Here is a 20,723-nt window from a genome sequence, read left to right on the forward strand (position 1 = left end):
CCTACTTGTTGGGAATAACCGGCTGCTCGCCCTGCTTGCCGGGCTCCACCACGGTGTCCTGCTTGTTGGCCGCGTCCTCGTGGGCGGGCGTCCACTGGCTATGAAACACGCCTTCCTTGCCAATGAGCTCGTAGGTGTGGGCCCCGAAATAGTCGCGCTGGGCCTGAATCAGGTTCGAAGGCATGCGGGCACTGCGGATGGTGTCGAAGTAGCTCAGGGAAGCCGCGTAAGCCGGCACGGCTACCCCGGCGGCCACGGCCGCGCTTACCACCGCGCGGGCCCCCGGCACGGCCGCGCTTACCAGGGCACGTACCTGCTCGTCGAGCAGCAGGTGCGCGAGCGTGGAGTTGTGCTGGTAGGCGTTGAAAATGTGAGTTAGGAACTCCGAGCGAATAATGCAGCCCCCGCGCCAGATTTTGGCAATATTGGCCAGCTGCAGGTCGTAGCCGAAGTCGCGGGAGGCCTTGCTCAGCAGGTGCATGCCCTGGGCGTAGGTTAGGGCCATGCTGAAGTAAAAGGCCTGCTCCAGGCTGGCCAGAAAGGCGTCGGAGTTGCCGGTAAACTGGGCCGGAGCCGGGCTGTAGAGCTGGGCCAGCTGCTCGCGCAGGGCTTTGTACTTCGACAAGTCCCGCAGGGCCACGGCCGTGTCGATGGTCGGAATAGCCATTTCCAGGTCCTGGGCCACTTGGGAAGTCCACTTGCCGGTGCCTTTCGAGCGGGCCTCGTCCTTGATATCGTCCAGCAGCAGATGGTCGGTGCCGGGGGCCTGGAAGGTGAAGATGTCCTTGGTAATATCGAGCAGGAAAGACTGTAGCCGGCCGCTGTTCCAGCGGGCGAAGACCTGACCGATGGCCGCGTTATCCAGGCCCAGGCCCCGCTGCATGATTTCGTAGGTTTCGGCAATAAGCTGCATCAGCCCGTACTCGATACCGTTGTGCACCATTTTCACGAAGTGCCCCGCCGCGCCCGGCCCGATGTAGGTCACGCAAGGCTCCCCGTCGACGCGGGCGGCAATGGCTTCAAACATGGGCTGCACCACCTGGTAGGCCTGCCGGTCGCCGCCGGGCATCATGCTGGGCCCGAAGCGCGCCCCTTCCTCACCCCCCGAAATACCCATGCCGAAGAAGTGCAGGCCCGCGGCGGCCAGGGCCGCGGCGCGGCGGTTGGTATCGGTGAAGTGCGAGTTGCCGCCGTCGATGAGAATGTCGCCCGGGGCCAGCAGGGGCTGTAGCTCCTCCACCACGCTGTCGACAACCTTGCCGGCCGGCACCAGCATCATAATGGCCCGGGGCGTGCTCAGGCTGCCGATAAACTCGGGCAGACTGGTGAAGCCCTGCACGGGCTTGCCGGCGCCTTCCTCGGCCAGCAAACTGATTTTAGCCGCGTCTTTGTCGTAGCCGGCCACGGCAAAGTCGTGGTCGGCCAGGTTCAGCAGCAGGTTGCGGCCCATCGTGCCCAGGCCAATCATGCCAAAGGAAAAAGTAGTCGGAGGTACGCTCATCAGAAATAATTTTCAGAGGTGTAGTACGGGAAAGTAGCCGCAGCTAGGCTGCCAGACGAAGGGCAAGCGGGCGGCTGCAAGTATAGGGCTATTGCTATTGTTAACCGAGACGTGGGGATGAAGCAGGTGAGAAAGCCCGCGGCGGGTAGTGCTGTTCAGCCAACGTAGTAAGTAAAATCAGCCGCCAGGGTTTTCAATGGTTGGGCTGCACTAGGGGATGGCAAGAAGCAATAAATTGATAGTCAATAGGATGTCTACTGGTTTTTGCGTTGAAAAAACCGGTGCTATTCCCGCCACCATGCCGGCGGTCAGCGTCAAAAAACATAACCTATAGCCTGGTGGTATACAGTGGCAGTATGGAAATAGGTATCGATAGTTTCGCCGCGGCCCTGCTCGACAATGGCACCGGCAAGACCCCCAGCGGGGTAGAGGCCATGCGCCACCTGCTCGACCGGATTGAGCGGGCCGACCAGGTCGGGCTCGACGTGTTTGGCATCGGGGAGCACCACCGCCCCGAGTATCTGGACTCGGCGCCGGCCGTTATTCTGGCGGCCGCGGCGGCCCGCACCTCCCGCATCCGCCTGACCAGCGCCGTGAGCGTGCTCAGCGCCGCCGACCCAGTGCGGGTATTCCAGCAGTTTGCCACCCTCGACCTGATTTCCCAGGGCCGCGCCGAAATGGTAGTGGGCCGGGGTTCGTCCATCGAAGCCTTTCCCCTGTTTGGCTTCGACCTCGACGACTACGATGCGCTCTTCGCCGAGAAGCTCGACCTACTGCTGCAAATCCGGGCCGAGGAGCGCCCGCACTGGCAGGGCAAGTTTCGCCCCGCGCTAACTGGGCAGGGCATCTACCCGCGGCCCGTGCAGCCGCAGCTACCTATTTGGCTGGGCGTGGGCGGCACTCCGCAGTCCTTTGCCCGGGCCGGCATGCTGGGGCTGCCGCTGATGGTGGCCGTCATCGGCGGCGAAACCCACCGGTTTCGCCCGCTGGTAGATTTGTACCGCGAAGCCGGCCGCCGGGCGGGCTTTACGCCCGAGCAGCTGCCCGTGGGCTTGCACTCCCTCGGCTACGTGGCCGAAACCACCCGGGAAGCCCACGAGAGTTTTTATCCGGGCTATGCCCGCACCTTCACGGCCCGGGCCCGGGAGCGGGGCGGCTCGCCCATCACCCGCCCCCAGTTTGAGGCGCAGGTGGGGCCGCTCGGGGCGCTGCTAGTGGGCAATCCGGAGGAGGTGGCGGCCAAAATCCTGCGGCATAGCGAGGCCCTGGGTGGTATTTCGCGGGTCACCTTTCAGCTTGATGTAGCCACGTTGCCGCACGAAAAGCTGCTGCAGGCCATCGAGCTGCTGGGTACCCGCGTGGCTCCCTTGCTACGGCAAGCCGGCAAATAAGGCGCTTCCGGCACTTGGGCTTGGGTGCGTTCGAACAATAGCATGCCGGCCTGGCGCGTGTCTGCTTACTTAGGTGAGTAATACAATACGCATCAGGCCGGCACAGTGGCTTAGGGCAGCGGGGCTATAGCAACGCCCGTAGGGTATGGCGCACATCCTGGTGCGACCTGATGTGGAAGCGCGCAAACGAGCGGCCGGTTTCCCCAACTTTTACCGTGTAGGCCTCCTCGGGCATGGCCTGGAACGTGTCCTCATCGGTTCGGTCGTCGCCGATGGCCAGCACGAAGTCGGCGGGGTAGGTGGCTAGCCAGCGGGCCGCGGCGGCTCCTTTATTGACGCCGGCGTTCTTGATTTCCACCACTTTATTGCCTTCCAGCACCTGCAAATCGGTATTCGAAGCCAGGAAGTTGAGGTGGCTGGTCAGTTCCCGGGCCCGCACGGCCCCCAGCTCGAGGTCGGCGCGGCGGTAGTGCCATACCAGGGAATACTCCTTTTCCTCAATGAAAGACCCGGCGGTACGGCTCACGAGCAACTCCATGATAGGCCGGATTTCCTTTTTCCAGGTGTCGGTCAGGGGCTGCAGCATGGTCCAGTCTTCGCCCTCACCGGCGGCCCGGAGCCACACGCCGTGCTCCGTGATAAAGTCCACGGGCAGGTCGCCGAGCCAATTGAAGAGCGTATTCCGGTCCCGGCCGCTGATGATAACGACCCGGTTGCGGGAGTCGGCGCTGAGGGAGCTGAGCAGGTAACGCAACTCGTCGTCGGGGCGGGCATGTTGCGGGTTTTTGCTAAACGGAACCAGGGTGCCGTCGTAGTCCAGAAACAGGATGCGCCGCTGGGCCTTGTCAAAATCGGTCCGCATCTGCTGGATTGCTGTTTCGCCCAGGGTTTCGGTAGCCAGGGTCTGCTGCTTAATTTTGATATAAGCCAAGCGGTCCATAAACAGCTTCACCCACTGATACACGTTGTACTGGCTTACCAGCGCCTGCATGTTGCTCATGCGCAGGCGCTGCTCGTCTTCGGGCATCACCAGGGCTTCGTGCATGGCTTCGGCCAGCTCCCGGGTATCAGTTGGGTTGATGATAATGGCATCCGACAGTTCCCGGGCGGCTCCGGCCCGCTCACTGAGAATCAGCACGCCAGCCTGGTCGCCTTTGCTGGCCACAAACTCCTTGGCCACCAAGTTCATCCCGTCGCGCATGGGCGTTACCAGCGCCACCTCGGCCAAGCGATACAGCCCCGACAAGTGCTCCAGCGGAAAAGAGCGGTAGAAATACTGAATAGGCGTCCAGCTGATAGTGCGGTACTGCGAGTTGATACGGCCCACCAGCTCATCGACTTCCACCTTGAGCTCTTTGTACTTCTCTACCTGGTCGCGGGAGGGCACTACCAGCATCAGCAGCGTCACCCGTTCGCGCCATTCGGGATAGAGCTGCAGCATCTGCTCATAGGCCCGTAGCCGTTCGGCAATGCCCTTGGTGTAGTCGAGCCGGTCAATCGACAAAATCACGCGGGCGTCGCCGGTGGCTTCGCGGTAGAGCTCCTCACTTTCGCGCGCCTCCGGTGATTCGGCCACTTGCGCATACTTGTCGTAGTCGATACCCATGGGGAAAGCATCCACGAGTACGCTGCGCTGTCCGGCTTCGATCAGGCCGTTTTGGCTGGGATAGCCGATAATCTGGGCCACGGAGCTAAGAAAGTGCCGCATGTAGCCATACGTGTGGAAGCCAATCAAGTCGGCCCCGAGCATACCTTCGAGCAGCTGTTTGCTCCAGGGCAGCACGCGAATCAGTTCGTGGGAAGGGAACGGAATGTGCAGGAAAAAGCCGATGCTGCTGTCGGGCCGGGCCTGGCGCAGCATCTGGGGTAGCAGCAGGAGTTGGTAGTCGTGCACCCAAATGGTGTCTTCGGGGCCAGCCAATGCCAAGATAGCCCGGCAGAATTTCTCATTCACGCTCACGTAGGCTTCCCAGTACGACTGCTCATACACGGCGTACTGACTGAAATAGTGGAAAGTGGGCCACAGAGTTTCGTTGCTGAAGCCTTCGTAGAAGTTCTGGATTTCTTCCTGGCTCAGAAAAACGGGGGCCATACTGTCGTTGCGCAGCTCCTCCGTCACGGCGTGCTGCTCCTCGGGGTCTTCCACTTCCAGGCCGGGCCAGCCTACCCAAATGTTGCCATCAGCCCGATAAATGGAGCCCAAACCAGTTGCCAGGCCCCCTTCACTCGGGGTAAAATGCAGGCCTTCCTCAGTGCGGTGTGCTTTCGTGGGAAGGCGGTTGGAAACGATAATCGTGCGGGACATAAGCGTTGTGCTTCGTATTCTTTTGCCCTGTGCTTACGGAGGAAAATGGGTTTGCGCCCAAAAAAAAGCCCCCAGTCTCCTCCTGGCTCGACAGTAATATTCTTTTAGGTAGCGTCATTACTAGCTGATATACAGTAATATATGCTAAGGGTTATGCAAGGGAAAATAGCGAGGCCGCCCGTTGCTTCTCGTTACTTACAGCGTGCTGCTGGCCAATATTAGCTCGGCTTCAAGCAGCAGCCCCGCGCTTATCAGTAAGTCGTGAAGTAGAAACACTTCTTCCAAGGAAAACACAAAGGCCTGATACGCCACCGGGCCTGGTAGCGTAATGCACCGGCTGCTGGGGTCGGAGAGCAAAGGTGCGTGCTTGCCGTAAAGCTCGGCCGTCATACGTCTCCATTCCTCGAGCTCATCGGTTTGCAGGCACAGCGCCACATTGCCGAAGTAGACGTGTAAGCAGCAGCCCGTGGGGCAGCGGGAAATGCAGCCGAAATCATTGTGGTGCAAGTACTGGCGCATAAAACGGGGTGGGTTGTTATTTAGAATTTGTCTAGATATAACCCAAATGTAGTGGCTAATCCCAGAAGAGCAAGTGTTATTTAGAATAATTTTAATTAAGTATTCCCGCCCACGTCGCTTCCTCCACTTTATAGAAGTGGCCCTCTACGGTGGAGGTTGGTAGAACTATTTGGGGTATTTTTTATCTAAAATTAGGGGTTTATACCGAGCAGGAGATAAATTCGGACCGGTACTTTTGGCCGTGTTAAAAGTATAGCTGCCTGATACAGGGCGCTTTGAGGAGAGAAGTAGGTAGTGTTGAGTTGTTCTCTTTAACCCAAATCATCATGATGGATGTGCTGCAACCCCCAATGGTATCGGTAATCATGCCCGTGTACAATGGCGGCCATTTTCTGCGACCGGCCATAGAAAGTGTCCTGCACCAAACCTTTACTGATTTCGAGCTGCTTATTGTCGATGACTGCTCCTCGGATGGTAGCCGGGCGGTAGCCCAGACCTACGCAGCCGACCCACGTGTGCGGGTATTCGGCATGCCGGAGAACAAAGGCCGGGCCTTCTGCGACAACTATGCGGCCCAGCTGGCCCGGGGGCGCTACATCGCCAAAATGGACGCCGACGATATTGCCCTGCCGCAGCGGCTACAGACGCAGGTCGCATTTCTGGAACAACATCCGGAAGTGGACCTAACAGGCAGTTTCCTGCAATGTATCGGCGAGTCGCGCCTGGTGTATGAATACCCGGTTTCCACCGACCAGATTCGCAGCGCGGTGCTATTTGATATGCCGGTTGGTAATCCGTCGGTGTTTTTCCGCCGGAGCATCCTGCGCGAGCATGGGCTGAGTTATGATGAGTCGCTGGCCCAGACGGAAGATTACGACTTCATCTCCCGGGCGGCCCAAAAGGTCACGATGGTGAATCAGCCCGAGGTGCTGGTGCAGTACCGGACGCAGGCGGCCCCGGTCAAAGCCAAAATTCTTGCTGCGCGCCTGGCTCAGGCCAACCGAATCCGGGAGCGGCTGCTACGCGACATCAACATTCCCTTTACCCGGCGGGAGCTACGGGTGCATAATACCGTATGCAGTTACCCGTTCCGCCTGGGCAATTTGTCGTTGGAAGAGGTGCACACCTGGCTCTGGAAACTCTATGTGCATACCCAAGTCAGCACTTCGCTTCACTCGGCCACAATGCTCAAATGCATTGCCGAACGATGGTTCCTGACCTGTTACAATAATTGCAGTTCGAGCGTCCGAGGCTTGCAAACCTTTTACAACTTCCCCCTCAGCCGGGAATATCCCCTCGGAGCCAAGCTACGGCTGAAGTTCTGGGTGAAAGATTTGAAGGCGCGGTTTGCTCCACCCATACCGACGGTCCTCAGCGTACAGCCGGTTGTGGAGCGGGTCCGTAGAAAAGCCCGTCTAGCGGGTGCCTAAACCCGCTGCTGCGGTCGGCAAAATTCTCGTGAGTTTTACGACGCGTGCCAAAGGCCTCCTCGGGCTTTTGGCACGCGTCCTGCTTTCGGGGTATTGGTTACCGGCAGGTTGGGAAAAGTCAATTGGTTGAGCCCACAGCTGCTGCCTGCGGGAACGCCGAGCAGGCAGCTATTCTTAAAAGATAAATTAAAGGCTGATTAAAGCAGAAGATATAGGCGGTAGTGAGAACGTTCCCGGTAACGTTTGCATAGAAAATAAAGACCTTCCTGTGAAGAATCCTGAATTTCCTTCAATCTTAACGAACGGATAGGCTAGGGTATCTTCTGGCTTACTTCTTGGAATAGTGTAATCAAGGAAGCAATTCGGTAGTGTTGTCTGCTTGCCTGGTTGCTTCCTTTCGTAGTCTGCTTTCCCACCACCCCCGGTAGACGTTAACCACCCCGTATGAAATTTCCTTTTGCTTCCCCGGCCGCCTTTAGCCTGCTACTTGCCAGCCTGAGTGCTGCGGCCGCCGACCAACCCAAGCCTAATCTACCGGCCGTCAAAACGCCTGCCTTTCGCGCCGATACCCTGTCTATTCTCAAGTTCGGCGCCGTGGCCGACGGGCTGACCAAAACTACGGCTATTCAACAAGCCATTGACGCCGCTGGCAAAGCCGGTGGGGGCGTCGTGCTGGTACCCCGCGGGCACTGGCTTACGGCCCCCATCGAAATGCGTAGCAACGTGAACCTGCACTTGGCCAAAGGCGCCCTGGTCCAGTTCAGCAAGGAGCGCGCTGATTACCACTTGATCAAGACCAGCTGGGAAGGGGTGGCCGCCGTGCGCAACCAGGCCCAGATCTACGGTAAAGACCTCGAAAACATTGCCATTACGGGTAAAGGGGTGTTCGACGGCGACGGGGGCACCTGGCGCTCGGTGAAGAAAAACAAGCTGACCGAAACCCAGTGGAAGCGCCTGGTGGAAGGCGGCGGGGTGACCAACGAGAAAAAAGATACCTGGTACCCGTCGGCCTCCTCGCTCAAGGGCTCAACTATTCCCGAAGCCTTTTACCTGAAGCCGGGGAAGGACGTGAAGGACTACGAGGAAATCAAGGATTTCCTGCGGCCCGACATGCTCGTGCTCGACCACTGCAAGCGCCTGCTGCTGGAAGGGGTGACGTTCCAGAACTCGCCGGCCTGGTCCTTGCACCCGCTGATGAGCGAGGATATTACGGTGCGCAACGTGACGGTGCTCAACCCCGAGTATGGGCAGAACACCGACGCCATCGACCTGGAGTCGTGCAAAAACGGCATCGTGGAAGGCTGCACCTTCGACGTGGGCGACGACGGCATCTGCATCAAATCGGGCCGCGACGAGCAGGGGCGGCAGCGGGGCATGCCCACCGAAAACTTCATCATCCGCGACACGAAAGTGTACCACGCCCACGGCGGCTTCGTGATTGGCTCGGAAATGTCGGGCGGGGCCCGCAACATCTACGCCTACGACCTGACCTTCATGGGCACCGACGTGGGGCTGCGCTTCAAGGCCGCCCGCGGCCGGGGCGGAGTGGTGGAGAATATCTTCATCAACAACGTGGACATGAAGGACATTGTGGGCCAGGCCGTGATTTTTGACCTCTACTACATGGCCAAAGACCCAGTGCCCCTGGCCGGCGAGTCGACGGCCCCGCCCGTGATTAAGGCCGAGCCGCTCGGGGAAGGCACGCCCCAGTTTCGCCGCATCGACATCAAGAATATCACCTGCAACGGGGCCGAAACCGGCATCATGATGCGCGGCCTGCCCGAAATGCCCCTGCGCGACATTTCTATTGAAAACGCCGTGCTGCAAAGCAAAAAGGGCTTGGTGTGCATTGAGGCCGAGAACATCCGGCTGAAAAACGTGACCCTGCTGAGCAAGGACACCATGCCGGTCATGGAAATCCAGAACAGCAAAGACATCAGCCTCGACGGAATTCGCTACACGCCGGGCGCCGAGCTGCTGATGCGCGTAACGGGCGACCGGGCCAAGAACGTGAAGCTGGTGGGCACCGACACCAAAGCGGCCAAGAAAGACCTGGAGTTTGGCGACAAAGTCTCGAAGAAAACGGTAACCATTTCCAAGCTGTAAAATCCCTGTGAAGAAATCCGTTTCTCTGCTCCTGAGCCTGCTGGCTCTGACTTCGGCCGCCGAGGCCCAGACCGCTGCCTCGACTGCTAAGCCCATGTCGCAGCGCATGGCTGATGCCTTTATCGGCTGGCACCCCGATTCCATCCTGATTGGCTCCCGCAAAACCGCCCGCTGGGACTACGAGCAGGGCCTGATGCTCAAGGCCCTGGAGCGGGTTTGGAACCGCACCGGCGATGCGAAGTACTTCACCTACATTCAGAAGGACCTCGACCAGTTTGTGCGCGAGGACGGCACCATCCGGACCTACAAGCTCGAGGACTACAACCTCGACAACCTGACCACCGGCCACGCTCTGCTCACGCTGAGCCAGAGCTCGGTGCCCAAGCAGGAAAAGTACATCAAGGCGGCCCAGCTCCTGCGCAAGCAGCTCGACGGGCAGCCCCGCACCAAGGCCGGCGGCTTCTGGCACAAAAAGGTATACCCGAACCAGATGTGGCTCGACGGCCTCTACATGGCCGAGCCGTTCTACGCCGAGTACAGCGCCGTTTTCAACCGGCCCGAGGGCTTCGACGACGTGGCCAAGCAGTTTGCGTTGATCGAGAAGAACCTGGTCGACCCCAAAACGGGGCTCATGTACCACGGCTACGACGAAAGCAAGGAGCAGAAGTGGGCCAACAAAACCACCGGCCAAAGCCCCAACTTCTGGGACCGGGGAATGGGCTGGTACGCTATGGCGCTGGTGGACGTGCTCGACTACTTTCCCCAGAACCATCCGCAGCGTCAGCAGCTGATAAAGGATGTGCAGCGCTTGGCCCCGGTGCTGGCCAAGTACCAGGATTCGAAAACCGGGACTTGGTCGCTTGTCGTCGACCAGGCCGCGCGCAAGGGCAATTACGCCGAGGCCTCGGGCAGCAGCATGTTTGTCTACTTCCTGCAGAAAGGTGTGCGCATGGGCTACCTCGATAAAAAGTACGCTGACGTGGCCAAGAAGGGCTACGACGGACTGGTTAAAACGTTTGTGGCCGAAGAAAACGGCGCCCTGGCTTTCAACGGCACCGTGAGTGTGGGCGGCCTAGGTGGCAACCCCTACCGCGACGGCAGCTTTGAGTACTACCTCTCGGAGCCGTTGCGCAAGAACGACTTGAAGGGTGTGGGTCCGTTTATTATGGCTAGTCTGGAAATGGAAATTGCCGCCACCCAGAACGTGGGCAAGAACAAGACCATCGGCCTGGACTATTATTTCAACAACGAATACCGCAAAAGCGCCATTACCGGCCAGCAGGAGCGGTTTCACTATACCTGGGAAGACCGGATGCACTCGGGCTTCTGGCTCTGGGGCAATACCTTCCGTGACCTAGGCGCCAAGACGGTTTCTATTCCGACAGCGCCCACCAAAGCCGCGCTTAAGGGCGTGGATGTGTACATCCTGGTGGACCCCGATACCAAGAAAGAAACGGCCAAGCCCAACTTCATTGGGGCCGCCGACTCCAAGGTGCTGACCGACTGGGTGAAAGATGGTGGCGTACTGGTGCTGATGGCCAACGACACGGCGAACTGCGAAATCAAGCATTTCAACGAGCTGGCCAAGAACTTCGGCATTCAGTTCACCAACCGCAGCGTGAACATGGTGAAAGGCAGCCAGTTCGAGCAGGGCAAAGTGGTGTTGCCAGCCGGTAACCCCGTCTTTACCAACGCCCGCGCCGCCTACATCAAAGAACTCTCGCCCCTAAGCCTGCAGGACCCTGCTAAACCCGTTATTACCCAGGGCCAGGACCAGATTGTGGCCGTCGCCAAGCTCGGCAAAGGCACCGTGCTGGCCGTGGGCGACCCGTGGCTGTACAATGAATACGTCGACGGCCGCAAGATTCCGGCTGAGTACGAGAATTTTCAAGCGGGCAAAGACCTGGCAACCTGGCTGCTGCAACAGTCTAAACGCTAGGCCTACGTAGCGCAAACCCGAAGCTGACCTTGGGGTGAAGAAAGCCCGGCCCCGTTCCGGAAGGGGACGCGGGGCCGGGCGGCCAGTGGAGGGTTTGGGCTTTCCCGTGGTAAGTTTTCGCTCTTCTTACGGCCGCCGGAGCGACGCTTGGGCCGGCTTTTTTCTCTTACGAACCACCAATTGTGAAGCACCACCTGTTACCCTTGCTTACCGCCGCGCGCCGCGGTGGGTACCACCGCCTGTTGCCCCTGACTTCGCCCGCGCTTGCCTCGGCCCTGCTGCTAGGCCTGCTAGCTTGTGCCAAAAAGCCTCAAGAATCGGTGGCGGCTACCTTGCCGGCGGCTACCAGCCCTGCGGCGGTGGAAGCGGGGCCGGCGACTGGTTTGATTGGGTTTGCCGCTGAAAACGGGGGCACGACGGGCGGGGCTGGGGGGCGCACGGTGACCGCCAGTACCCTGGCAGAGCTGCTGGAGTTTGCCAAGAGCAGCGAGCCGCTGGTCATTACCATCGACCGCCCGATTTCGGCCGGCACTCAGGGTGCTTCTGTCAACGTGAATTCCAATAAAACCTTGTTGGGCGTGGGCAAGAACGGGTTTCTGGAAGGAGTGGGGCTCAACATCAGCAGCAAGCGCAACATCATTGTGCAGAACCTGAAGTTCACGATGTCCACGGTCACCAACACCAAGATCAACGATGAGAAGCGGCCCCAGGTAGCCGTCAACGATGGGGACTGTATCACGATTCAGGGCAGCAGCCAGAACATCTGGGTCGACCACTGTGAGTTCTTCAACCAGGACCCTGCTACCCAACCTAACCAGGATCTTTACGACGGCCTGATCGATGCCAAGGGAGCCAGTGCCTACATCACCATTTCCTGGAGCTACTTCCACGACCACCACAAGGCCCATCTGATCGGCAATTCCGACAAGGACACCGGCGACCGGAAGGTGACCTTCCACCACAACTACTACAACAACATTCACGAGCGGGTGCCCGTGTACCGCTTCGGAACCGGGCACGTCTTCAATAACTACTACAAGCACGTCTACGGCACCGGCATCAACAGCCGCATGGATGCCTGCGTGCGGGTGGAGAAAAACTACTTTGAGGACACCAAGGACCCAGTTACGACCAAAAATAGCAGTGTGCCGGGCAAGTGGGATGCCGCCGATAATCTGTACGTGGGCTGCTCGGGCTCCCAGCCCACAACGAGTTCCTGCTCCTTTACGCCGCCCTATGCCTACGCCAGTGCTTTGCATGAGGCAGCTCAGGTCCGGGAAATCGTGGTGAAAGGAGCCGGAGTAGGCCGACTCTAAAGGCGTCAGTAGCTGTGAAAGCAAGGCCGCAAGCCCGGTGTAGTTGCCCATAACGGGCGGCTTGTGGAGCAACTGCGTGGTTCTGGCAACGTTCCCGGTAACGATTGCGCAAATTTAAGAAGCCGGATCCTTCTCATTCTGCTTCGAATAGTGAAAATTTAAGAAAGCGTCTTCAGGGCTTGATGCAGCCCCTGGAAGCATCTATCTGTAAAATTCCCACAAACAGTTTCCCTTCCTTATGAAGAAAAATCTACTTACTGGTTTTGCCTTGTTGGCCTCGGTTGCCCTGTCGGATAAAGCCGTGGCTCAGACCCGGGGTTTTGTCCAGTGGCCCTTGCTGGTCAACAACCAGGATAACCCAGCCGTGCGTTCGGCTGGCCTGACCGGAGCACCTTCGACGTTTCGACGCCTAACACTTTCGGATGGGCAGGTTCCCACGGGTGCCGCTGCCTACGCGCCTTACTCGGCGGCTACCGGGCAGGCCTTTGCCGTGCTGGCCAATGGTGGCGGCTGGAGCTCCAACAACACGCCTCCCGGTCCGGGGGCTAACCCGCGCCGCACATTTTATCAGCAGTTCACGGCCACGGCTTCGGCCGCTACCCGCCTCGACTCAGTAATTCTGGATGCAGCCATGGTCAGCACGGCCGCTGGTAAAATCGTGGTGATGTACTCGCTGAGCAACTTCACGGCCGACTCCGCCAGCATCACTGGTTCGAAAGGCCCGGCCATCAACAACTCTACTGTTATCACGCCCGGCGGCGTGCTGCCCGCCACGGCCAACGGCTCGTTTGGATCGGCCACGGGCGGGGTTTCCTCGGCCGGCGCGGTGCTGCCCCAGTACGCTACCGGTGGAGTGCCCAGCACCTTCCGCTTTGCCCTCAACGGTACGGATGGCGTAACCCTGGCCGCCGGCCAAACGCTGACGCTGCGCCTGTACTTTGGCGCGGGCAGCAGCGGCGTAGGCCGCTACGTGCTGCTGAAGAACGTAACCCTCAAGAGTCTGCAGGCCGTGACGCTGGCAAACAAGGCCACCGTGGCCAAGCAGGCCCTGAACCTGTATCCCAACCCCGCCCAGGACAACCTGCTGGTGGCTCACCCTGCCGCTCCGAAAGGCGCTACGGTGGCGGTGTACTCCTTCAGCGGGCAGAAAGTAGCCTCGTTTGCGGCCCAGCCCAATTCGACCAGCACCGACGTGCGCCTGGCAAATTTGTCGGCCGGCATGTACATGGTCGAATACTCGGACGGTCAGCAGCGCATCACTTCCAAAGTGGTAAAGCAATAACGCCACTCTACTTACGTGCGTACCAAAAAACGCCGCCCGACATAAGCCGGGCGGCGTTTTTGTTGGGTAGAAGTCCCACCGTAGCCAGTGCTGGCGCCAAGTAGATTCGGCGTTGGGGCCGCCGCCGCGTATACGGCTGCTAATTCGGTGATTAGAGCAAAGTACATGAGCGTATCCCCACCAGCGGCCGAGGTGCACACGGCCGCTGCCTCAGAGCCTAGAGCTGCCGCGGCCCGGTTGGCTATCGGCGTATTTTTCCTGGTATCCGGCTTCGGCTACGCTACCTGGGCTTCCCGTATTCCTACAATTCAGCAGCAGCTTGGCCTGAGTGAGGCCGAGCTGGGCGGTGTGCTGCTGGCTCTGCCCACCGGCCTGCTCCTGACCCTGCCCGTAACGGGGTATCTGCTGCAGCGCTTCAGCAGCCGGCAGATCATGCTGGTTGGAGCCGTGCTCTACAATGTGGCCCTGGGGCTGCTGGGCTTCGCAACCACTACCTGGCAACTCGTAACGGTGCTGTTCTGCTTTGGCTGCTCGCGCAATCTGCTCAATATTTCGATGAATGCGCAGTCGGTGGGAGTGCAGGCGCTCTACCAGCGGTCCATCATTGCCACTTTTCACGGGGTCTGGAGCGTGGCTGGCTTCGGGGCCGCGGCCGTGGGAGCCCTGCTGATTAGCCTGAATATCGCCCCGGGCTACCATTTTGTGGCCGTGGGTACGGTGCTCACGGGGCTGGCCTTGGCCTTTTTCCCGCGCAGCCTGGAGTTGGCGCCCGCCCCGCCGTCTCCCGACCAGCGCGCCCGCCCCCGGTTTGCCCTGCCCGATAAGCACCTCCTCAAATTCGGCCTGATCTGCTTTGCGTCCATGGCCTGCGAGGGCACGATGTACGATTGGAGCGGGGTCTATTTCGACAAAGCTGTGCATGCCCCCCAAAACTGGGTAGCCGCCGGCTTTGCTACCTACATGGTGGCCATGACGACCGGCCGCTTCCTGGGCGACTGGCTCGTGAACCGCTACGGCGTGAAGCTCCTGCTGCGCCTGAGTGGCCTGCTGATGACCAGCGGACTGGTGCTGGCGGCCCTGCTGCCGCTGCCGCTTACGGCCGGCTTAGGCTTCGCGCTGGTCGGCCTGGGTGTGTCGTGCGTGGTGCCGATGGTGTTCAGCATGGTGGGCCGCTCCGGCACCCTGAGCACGGGAGCGGCCATTGCGGGCGTCTCTACCGTGGGCTACCTAGGCTTTCTGATCGTGCCGCCGGTGGTGGGCTTTATTGCCTCCGCTGCCAATCTGCGCTGGGCGCTGGCGCTGATGTCCGTGCTTGGGCTCGTTGTTGTGCTGCTGGTGTCCCGGGTGGAAGAATAATGGTCAGCCGGGTTCTGAAGTCATAAAAAATGCGCCCTGGCACCTGGCCGGAGCGCATTTCTAGGTAAAGGTGAGTATTGAGCCACATTATCCCACAATGGTGCGGGTCGAGTCGCGGGCCACGAGCGTCGTCGGAATCTTAATCACGCTCGGCGGGGCGGCTTTCTGCTTGCGCTCAATGAGCTCAATGAGGCGCTCGACAGCCACCTGCCCGATTTCCTGGGCTGGCTGCACCACGGTGCTCATGGGCGGGGAAAGCAACTCGGCCACGGTCATGTTGGTAAAGCCAATCAGGGCGATATCCTCGGGAATGCGCAGGTTGCGCTTCTGCAGGGCCCCTAGGCAGCCGGCGGCGAGCCGGTCGCTGGCGGTGAAAAACGCGTCGGGCCGTGGGTTCTGGGCCAGTAGCTCATCCACCATGGGGCCGACCTCATCGGGCCCGAAAGTGCCGTAGCGAATCAGGTTTTCGTCGTACGGGATGCCGTGCTTTTCCAACGCGGCGCGGTAGCCGGCCAGGCGCTCCTGGGTAATGGAAAGAAAGGGAGGAATGGTGAGGTGGGCAATGCGCCGCCGGCCCGACCAGATCAGGTGCTCGGTAGCTTCAAAAGCGCCCTTAAAGTTGTCGGCCACGACCTGCGTAGCGTTCAGCTCCGACGAAACCCGGTCGAACAACACCACCGGCATGCCCTGATCCTGCAGCTCCTTGAGATGCGTAACGTCGGAGGTTTCGCTGGAAAGGGAAATCAGTAGCCCGTCTACCCGCCGCGACACGGCCTGCTGCATGTTCACTACTTCCCGCTCATAGGATTCGTGGGTCTGGAAAATAATAACGTGGTAGCCGCGGTTGTAGGCAATGGCCTCGATGCCGTTGATGGCCTGGGAAAAGAAGTAGTTGGCAATCTGCGGAACGATGACGCCGATGGCGCGGCTGCGGTTTTCCTTTAAGCTGAGCGCAATCGGGTTGGGCCGATAGTTGAGGCGCTCGGCGTATTCCATGACCAGCCGTTTGGTCTCAGCGTTAATCTCATAGCTCCCGCGCAGGGCCCGCGACACGGTGGAGGTCGACAGGTTCAGCGCCTTGGCAATATCCTTTATAGTAACGTTATCCAAGGGGTGGGCTTGTTAAAGTGCAATTATGCGAAAGGCTGGAAAGGAGGCCATTTCGGGGCCTAAAGTAGAGTTCTATTCCGAATTTCTCTTCATCCCAGTTTTGACCCCCGGCAAAAAGCGCTATCGGCAACGTTCCCGATAACGTTTGCGCAAATAAACATTGTGCTATTCTTCCTTTTGCCTGGGTAGTCGTGTAAACTTATCAAACCGGTTTCTGGGCCCATCGTGCCCAAAACCAATTCTGATTCCCTAAAAAATTACGAAAAGCCTCGTCCTATGCATACTGCCCCTAGCTTCAGCCTCGCCGGTAAACTTGCCATCGTTACGGGCTGTAACCGGGGTATCGGGCAGGCTATGGCCCTGGGCCTGGCCGAGGCCGGCGCCGACATCATTGGCGTCTCGGCCACGCTGGCGTTGAGCGGCTCCGAAACCGAGCAGCAGGTGCGGGCCCTGGGCCGCCGCTTCTACGCCTACCAGGCCGACTTCAGCAACCGCGCCGCCGTGGATACCTTTATCGGAAAGGTGCAGCAGGATTTTCCCCGCATCGACATTCTGATCAACAACGCCGGTACTATCAAGCGCGCCCCGGCCGCTGAGCACTCGGACGAACTCTGGGACGAGGTACTCCATATTAATCTGGACGCGCCCTTCCGCCTGGCCCGCGCCATCGGAGGGCGCATGCTGGCGCAGGGCTCGGGCAAAATCATCTTCACCGCCTCGCTGCTGACCTTTCAGGGCGGCATCAACGTGCCGGGCTACGCGGCCAGCAAGGGCGCCATCGGCTCCCTGGTAAAAGCTTTGGCCAACGAGTGGGCCGGCCGCGGCGTCAACGTCAACGCCATTGCCCCCGGCTACATTGCCACCGACAACACCGAGGCCCTGCGCAACGACCCGGACCGCAGCCAGAGCATTCTGGCCCGCATTCCGGCCGGCCGCTGGGGCACCCCCGCCGACTTCAAGGGCCCCACCGTATTCCTGGCCTCCGAGGCCGCCAATTACATCCACGGCACCATCCTCACCGTCGACGGCGGCTGGATGGGCCGGTAAAAGGTGAAATTGGGAAGTGGTGAAATAGTGAGTTTTTTGTTCAACTACTCCTGCTTCGCTACCTCCATCAACTTCCAATTTCACCATCTCACCACCTCACCACTTCCCCGATGACCCAACGCTTTGCCATCAGCCCCCGCGAAACTGCGGGCATGAATACGACCGAACTCCGGGAGAATTTCCTGATTGAACGCCTGTTTGTGGCTGATGATATTACCCTGGTCTACACCCACTACGACCGGATGATTGTGGGCGGCGCCGTGCCGACCGACAAGCCCCTGGTGCTGCCCAACCCAGCTAACCTGAAGGCCGACTACTTCCTGGAGCGCCGGGAGCTGGGCATCCTCAACGTGGGCGGCGCCGGCCAGGTCACTGTAGACGGCACGACCTACGAGCTGGGCAACCAGGACTGCCTGTATGTCGGCAAAGGCGCGCAGGACGTACAGTTTCTGAGCGCCTCGGCCGATGAGCCGGCCCGGTATTACCTCTTGTCGGCCCCGGCCCACGCCGAGCACCCGACCACGCTCAAAACTCAGGCCGAAGCGACGCCCGTGGAAATGGGCGCCGTGGAAACGGCCAATCAGCGCACCATTTATAAGTACATCTACGCCGAAGGCATCCAGAGCTGCCAGCTGGTGATGGGCCTGACCCAGCTCAAAACCGGCTCGGTCTGGAACACCATGCCCTCGCACACCCACGACCGGCGTATGGAGGCCTACCTCTATTTCAATCTGCCCGCCGGGCAGCGGGTGCTGCACCTGATGGGGGAGCCCTCGGAAACCCGCCCGCTGTGGGTGAGCAACGAACAGGCCATCCTCTCGCCGCCGTGGTCGATTCACACCGGCTGCGGCTCGAGCAACTACGCCTTCATCTGGGGTATGGCCGGCGAAAACCGCGAGTACACCGACATGGACGCCGTGGCGCTGGACCAGCTTCGCTAACTGCTTGCTAGCATGACAATTGACTTTAAAGAAATGCCAGCCAGCTTCATTTCGGAAGAAGGTGCCGATTGGAAAGATGTCGGGCCTGGCATGCGCCGCCGCATCATTTCCTACGACGCGCAGATGATGCTGGTGAAAGTGACTTTCGAAACCGGTGGGGTAGGGGCCCTGCACCACCACGTACACGTGCAGCAGAGCTACATCCAGAGTGGGGTGTTCGAGGTGACGCTGGGCGAGCAGAAACAGGTGCTCCGTGCCGGCGACGCGTTTTACGTGCCCTCCGACGTGTGGCACGGCGTGGTCTGCCTCGAAGCCGGCGTGCTGATTGATGCCTTTTCGCCGATGCGGGAAGATTTTGTGTAGAACTCAGGGGCAACTCGACTGAAAGAAAAAGAATTGATGAAAGGGTATTTGAAGGCAATGCTGGTGCTGGCAGGGGCAATTTTGGGAGAGGTTTCCTCGGCCTACGCCCAGCATTTGACGGTGGCCCTGGATGGCTCGGGCGACTTCCCGACCATTCAGGCCGCCGTCAACAGCCTGCCCGCCAGCAGCACCCAGCAACGGGTGATTCGCATTAAAAAAGGCACTTATAAAGAGAAGGTCTTTATCGACGGCAAGGACCACCTTACCCTGCAGGGCGAATCGGAAAAGGGCGTAATCCTGACTTTTTCCCAGGCCAACGCTATTTTCCGCTGCGACCCGGCCAATGCCAACGACTGGACCATTGCCACGCTGAGCCTGCGCAACAGCCCCGATATCACGCTCGAAAAGCTGACGGTACTGAACACCTACGGCGCCGAAGCCACCGGCCCCGTCACCATCGACTGCCCCTCGGACCCCACGGGCAAGAAGCTGATCAAGAAGTCGGACCACCAGATGGCGCTGTACACCGGCAAGGGCACGACCCGGCTGACGGTGAAGAACTGCACTTTCCGGACCCTGGGCAACGACACGGTGAGCCCCTGGGATGCCGAGGCCGGGGTGTACTACTTCAAAGACTGCACCCTGGAAGGCAGCGTGGACTTTTACTGTCCGCGCGGCTGGGCCTTTGCCGAGAATTGCCGCTTTATCTGCCACAATATGAATGCCGCCATCTGGCACGACGGCTCGGGCAGCAAAGACGCCAAAACGGTGCTCAAGAACTGCACCTTCGAGGGCGACGACAACTTCAAGCTGGGCCGCTACCACACCGAGTCGCAGTTCTATTTGATTGACTGCCAGTTCCCCAAGAACATGGCCGACGCGGATATCTACCCGGCGCCGTCGGGCAAGGGCGCGCCGCAGTGGGGCCGCCGGGTGTACTACGCGGGCTGCCACCGGCAGGGCGGCGACTACGCTTGGCACCGCGACAACCTGAATACCGCCGAAAACGCGCCCAAAGCCAAGCAGATTGACGCCGCCTGGACGTTCGGTAGTCGCTGGCCTCAGTTTGGCAGCCGCTCGGCTGCCGCTTCCCAAACTCTGAAAATGGGCGGGCTGCTGGCCGAAGCAGTGGATACCACGGCCGAGAAAATGCTGGTGTATCAGCGCAGCATCGGGGGCTGGCCCAAGGCCGTGAAGGAAAAGAAGGTGGACTACAAGGCCCCGCTCAGCGCTGCCGTGAAAGCCGCTACCCTGGCCGACGCTAACCGCAAGGACGCCACCATCGATAACAACGCCACGACCCGGGAAATCGAGTATTTGGCCAAGGCCTACAAAGCTACCGGTAACGCAGCCTACCGCGCGGCCGCCGAAAAGGGCATCCGCTACCTGCTCAAGATGCAGCATAAAAACGGCGGCTTTCCCCAGTTTTACCCCGACAGCAGCAGCTACCGGGCCCAGATTACCTACAACGACAACGCCATGGTGCGGGTGCTGACTCTGCTCAAGGCCGTAGCCGAGAAACAAGCCGACTACGCCGCCCTGGACCCGACGCTGGCCCCGGCCGCGAAGCTTGCCGTGGACAAGGGCGTGAGCTGCATTCTCAAAACCCAGTACGTGCAGCGCGGCAAGCTTACGGCCTGGTGCGCCCAGCACGACCGGAGAACCCTGCTGCCGGTAAAGGCCCGGGCCTTCGAGCTGGCCTCGCTCAGCGGGGCCGAGAGCGTGGGCATCGTGCAGTTTCTGATGAGCCTCGACAACCCCTCGCCCGAGGTGAAAAAGTCGATTCAGGCAGCCATCGCCTGGTTTCAGGAAGTGAAGATGGAAGGCTTCGTGCTGAAAGACGTGGTAGATGCCTCCCAGCCCACGGGGCGTGACCGGGTCATTGTGCCCGAAGCCGGCAGCGTGCTCTGGGCCCGGTTTTACGACCTGGATACGAACCAGCCGATGTACGTGGGCCGCGACGGGCAGAAGCGCAGCCAGCTCAGCGAGATTGAGAATGAGCGCCGGACGGGCTACGTGTACGCCAGCACCTGGCCGCAGAAATTGCTAACCAAGGACTATCCGAAGTGGCAGCAGAAGTGGGAGAAGAAAGAAGGAAGTAAAATCTAAGGCTCTGA

At 59.9% G+C, this 20,723-nt stretch carries 15 protein-coding genes; 11 read left to right on the forward strand and 4 right to left on the reverse strand.

The annotated features are described in order from the left end of the window. Nucleotide 1: 1 nt before the first annotated feature. Nucleotides 2-1,501 (reverse strand): NADP-dependent phosphogluconate dehydrogenase, encoded by a 1,500-nt coding sequence (gene gndA, locus E5K02_RS02040; RefSeq protein WP_135391641.1) that lies wholly within the window; start codon nucleotides 1,499-1,501, stop codon nucleotides 2-4. Nucleotides 1,502-1,857: 356 nt separating this feature from the next. Between gndA and E5K02_RS02045 the strand changes: the two genes are divergently transcribed. Next, nucleotides 1,858-2,892 carry an LLM class flavin-dependent oxidoreductase gene (locus tag E5K02_RS02045; protein WP_135391642.1) on the forward strand — a complete coding sequence of 345 codons (1,035 nt, stop codon included), beginning with the start codon at nucleotides 1,858-1,860 and terminating at the stop codon, nucleotides 2,890-2,892. 124 nt (nucleotides 2,893-3,016) lie between these two features. Here the strand turns inward: E5K02_RS02045 and E5K02_RS02050 are convergent, their stop codons facing one another. Together E5K02_RS02050 and E5K02_RS02055 are read right to left on the reverse strand one after the other, a co-directional pair. Further along, the gene (locus E5K02_RS02050) at nucleotides 3,017-5,197 is read right to left on the reverse strand and encodes a bifunctional alpha,alpha-trehalose-phosphate synthase (UDP-forming)/trehalose-phosphatase (RefSeq protein WP_135391643.1); all 2,181 of its coding nucleotides are present in this window, start codon (nucleotides 5,195-5,197) and stop codon (nucleotides 3,017-3,019) included. A gap of 195 nt (nucleotides 5,198-5,392) precedes the next feature. Further along, nucleotides 5,393-5,716: a hypothetical protein gene (locus E5K02_RS02055; protein ID WP_135391644.1), complete on the reverse strand. Its 324-nt coding sequence runs from the start codon at nucleotides 5,714-5,716 to the stop codon at nucleotides 5,393-5,395. A gap of 326 nt (nucleotides 5,717-6,042) precedes the next feature. Between E5K02_RS02055 and E5K02_RS02060 the strand changes: the two genes are divergently transcribed. From E5K02_RS02060 to E5K02_RS02085, 6 genes are all read left to right on the forward strand, one after another. Further along, nucleotides 6,043-7,146, forward strand: coding sequence for a glycosyltransferase family 2 protein (locus tag E5K02_RS02060; RefSeq protein ID WP_135391645.1), 1,104 nt, complete (start codon nucleotides 6,043-6,045; stop codon nucleotides 7,144-7,146). A 444-nt stretch (nucleotides 7,147-7,590) separates the two neighbouring features. Then, nucleotides 7,591-9,252 carry a glycoside hydrolase family 28 protein gene (locus E5K02_RS02065; RefSeq protein ID WP_135391646.1) on the forward strand — a complete coding sequence of 554 codons (1,662 nt, stop codon included), beginning with the start codon at nucleotides 7,591-7,593 and terminating at the stop codon, nucleotides 9,250-9,252. A gap of 106 nt (nucleotides 9,253-9,358) precedes the next feature. After that, nucleotides 9,359-11,191, forward strand: a complete 1,833-nt coding sequence (locus E5K02_RS02070; protein ID WP_240737224.1) for a glycoside hydrolase family 88/105 protein — start codon at nucleotides 9,359-9,361, stop codon at nucleotides 11,189-11,191. Nucleotides 11,192-11,373: 182 nt separating this feature from the next. Then, nucleotides 11,374-12,507, forward strand: a complete 1,134-nt coding sequence (locus E5K02_RS02075; RefSeq protein WP_167856251.1) for a pectate lyase family protein — start codon at nucleotides 11,374-11,376, stop codon at nucleotides 12,505-12,507. 238 nt (nucleotides 12,508-12,745) lie between these two features. Then, nucleotides 12,746-13,789 carry a T9SS type A sorting domain-containing protein gene (locus E5K02_RS02080; protein WP_135391648.1) on the forward strand — a complete coding sequence of 348 codons (1,044 nt, stop codon included), beginning with the start codon at nucleotides 12,746-12,748 and terminating at the stop codon, nucleotides 13,787-13,789. 165 nt (nucleotides 13,790-13,954) lie between these two features. Continuing rightward, on the forward strand, nucleotides 13,955-15,145 hold the full coding sequence (locus E5K02_RS02085; protein ID WP_135391649.1) for an MFS transporter: 1,191 nt from the start codon (nucleotides 13,955-13,957) through the stop codon (nucleotides 15,143-15,145). A gap of 87 nt (nucleotides 15,146-15,232) precedes the next feature. Here the strand turns inward: E5K02_RS02085 and E5K02_RS02090 are convergent, their stop codons facing one another. Next, complete coding sequence (locus E5K02_RS02090; protein WP_135391650.1) at nucleotides 15,233-16,255, reverse strand: LacI family DNA-binding transcriptional regulator; 1,023 nt, start codon at nucleotides 16,253-16,255, stop codon at nucleotides 15,233-15,235. 276 nt (nucleotides 16,256-16,531) lie between these two features. On the opposite strand from E5K02_RS02090, the gene kduD reads away from it, so the two are divergent. From kduD to pelA, 4 genes are all read left to right on the forward strand, one after another. Beyond that, complete coding sequence (gene kduD / locus E5K02_RS02095) at nucleotides 16,532-17,302, forward strand: 2-dehydro-3-deoxy-D-gluconate 5-dehydrogenase KduD (RefSeq protein WP_135391651.1); 771 nt, start codon at nucleotides 16,532-16,534, stop codon at nucleotides 17,300-17,302. A 110-nt stretch (nucleotides 17,303-17,412) separates the two neighbouring features. Continuing rightward, nucleotides 17,413-18,243: a 5-dehydro-4-deoxy-D-glucuronate isomerase gene (gene kduI, locus E5K02_RS02100; RefSeq protein ID WP_135391652.1), complete on the forward strand. Its 831-nt coding sequence runs from the start codon at nucleotides 17,413-17,415 to the stop codon at nucleotides 18,241-18,243. Nucleotides 18,244-18,255: 12 nt separating this feature from the next. Next, nucleotides 18,256-18,606 carry a cupin domain-containing protein gene (locus tag E5K02_RS02105; RefSeq protein WP_135391653.1) on the forward strand — a complete coding sequence of 117 codons (351 nt, stop codon included), beginning with the start codon at nucleotides 18,256-18,258 and terminating at the stop codon, nucleotides 18,604-18,606. Nucleotides 18,607-18,663: 57 nt separating this feature from the next. Beyond that, nucleotides 18,664-20,715: a pectate lyase gene (pelA, locus tag E5K02_RS02110; protein ID WP_167856252.1), complete on the forward strand. Its 2,052-nt coding sequence runs from the start codon at nucleotides 18,664-18,666 to the stop codon at nucleotides 20,713-20,715. Nucleotides 20,716-20,723 lie beyond the last annotated feature (8 nt).

The organism is Hymenobacter metallicola (assembly GCF_004745645.1).
Taxonomy (GTDB): Bacteria; Bacteroidota; Bacteroidia; order Cytophagales; family Hymenobacteraceae; genus Hymenobacter; species Hymenobacter metallicola.

Coding starts and splice junctions, on each gene's coding strand:
- kduD (WP_135391651.1), top strand. CDS start 16,532: ATGCATACTGCCCCTAGCTTCAGCCTCGCCGGTAAACTTGCCATCGTT.
- E5K02_RS02060 (WP_135391645.1), top strand. CDS start 6,043: ATGATGGATGTGCTGCAACCCCCAATGGTATCGGTAATCATGCCCGTG.
- E5K02_RS02055 (WP_135391644.1), bottom strand. CDS start 5,716: ATGCGCCAGTACTTGCACCACAATGATTTCGGCTGCATTTCCCGCTGC.
- E5K02_RS02105 (WP_135391653.1), top strand. CDS start 18,256: ATGACAATTGACTTTAAAGAAATGCCAGCCAGCTTCATTTCGGAAGAA.
- E5K02_RS02065 (WP_135391646.1), top strand. CDS start 7,591: ATGAAATTTCCTTTTGCTTCCCCGGCCGCCTTTAGCCTGCTACTTGCC.
- kduI (WP_135391652.1), top strand. CDS start 17,413: ATGACCCAACGCTTTGCCATCAGCCCCCGCGAAACTGCGGGCATGAAT.
- E5K02_RS02050 (WP_135391643.1), bottom strand. CDS start 5,197: ATGTCCCGCACGATTATCGTTTCCAACCGCCTTCCCACGAAAGCACAC.
- E5K02_RS02070 (WP_240737224.1), top strand. CDS start 9,359: ATGGCTGATGCCTTTATCGGCTGGCACCCCGATTCCATCCTGATTGGC.
- E5K02_RS02085 (WP_135391649.1), top strand. CDS start 13,955: ATGAGCGTATCCCCACCAGCGGCCGAGGTGCACACGGCCGCTGCCTCA.
- gndA (WP_135391641.1), bottom strand. CDS start 1,501: ATGAGCGTACCTCCGACTACTTTTTCCTTTGGCATGATTGGCCTGGGC.
- E5K02_RS02045 (WP_135391642.1), top strand. CDS start 1,858: ATGGAAATAGGTATCGATAGTTTCGCCGCGGCCCTGCTCGACAATGGC.
- E5K02_RS02080 (WP_135391648.1), top strand. CDS start 12,746: ATGAAGAAAAATCTACTTACTGGTTTTGCCTTGTTGGCCTCGGTTGCC.
- pelA (WP_167856252.1), top strand. CDS start 18,664: ATGCTGGTGCTGGCAGGGGCAATTTTGGGAGAGGTTTCCTCGGCCTAC.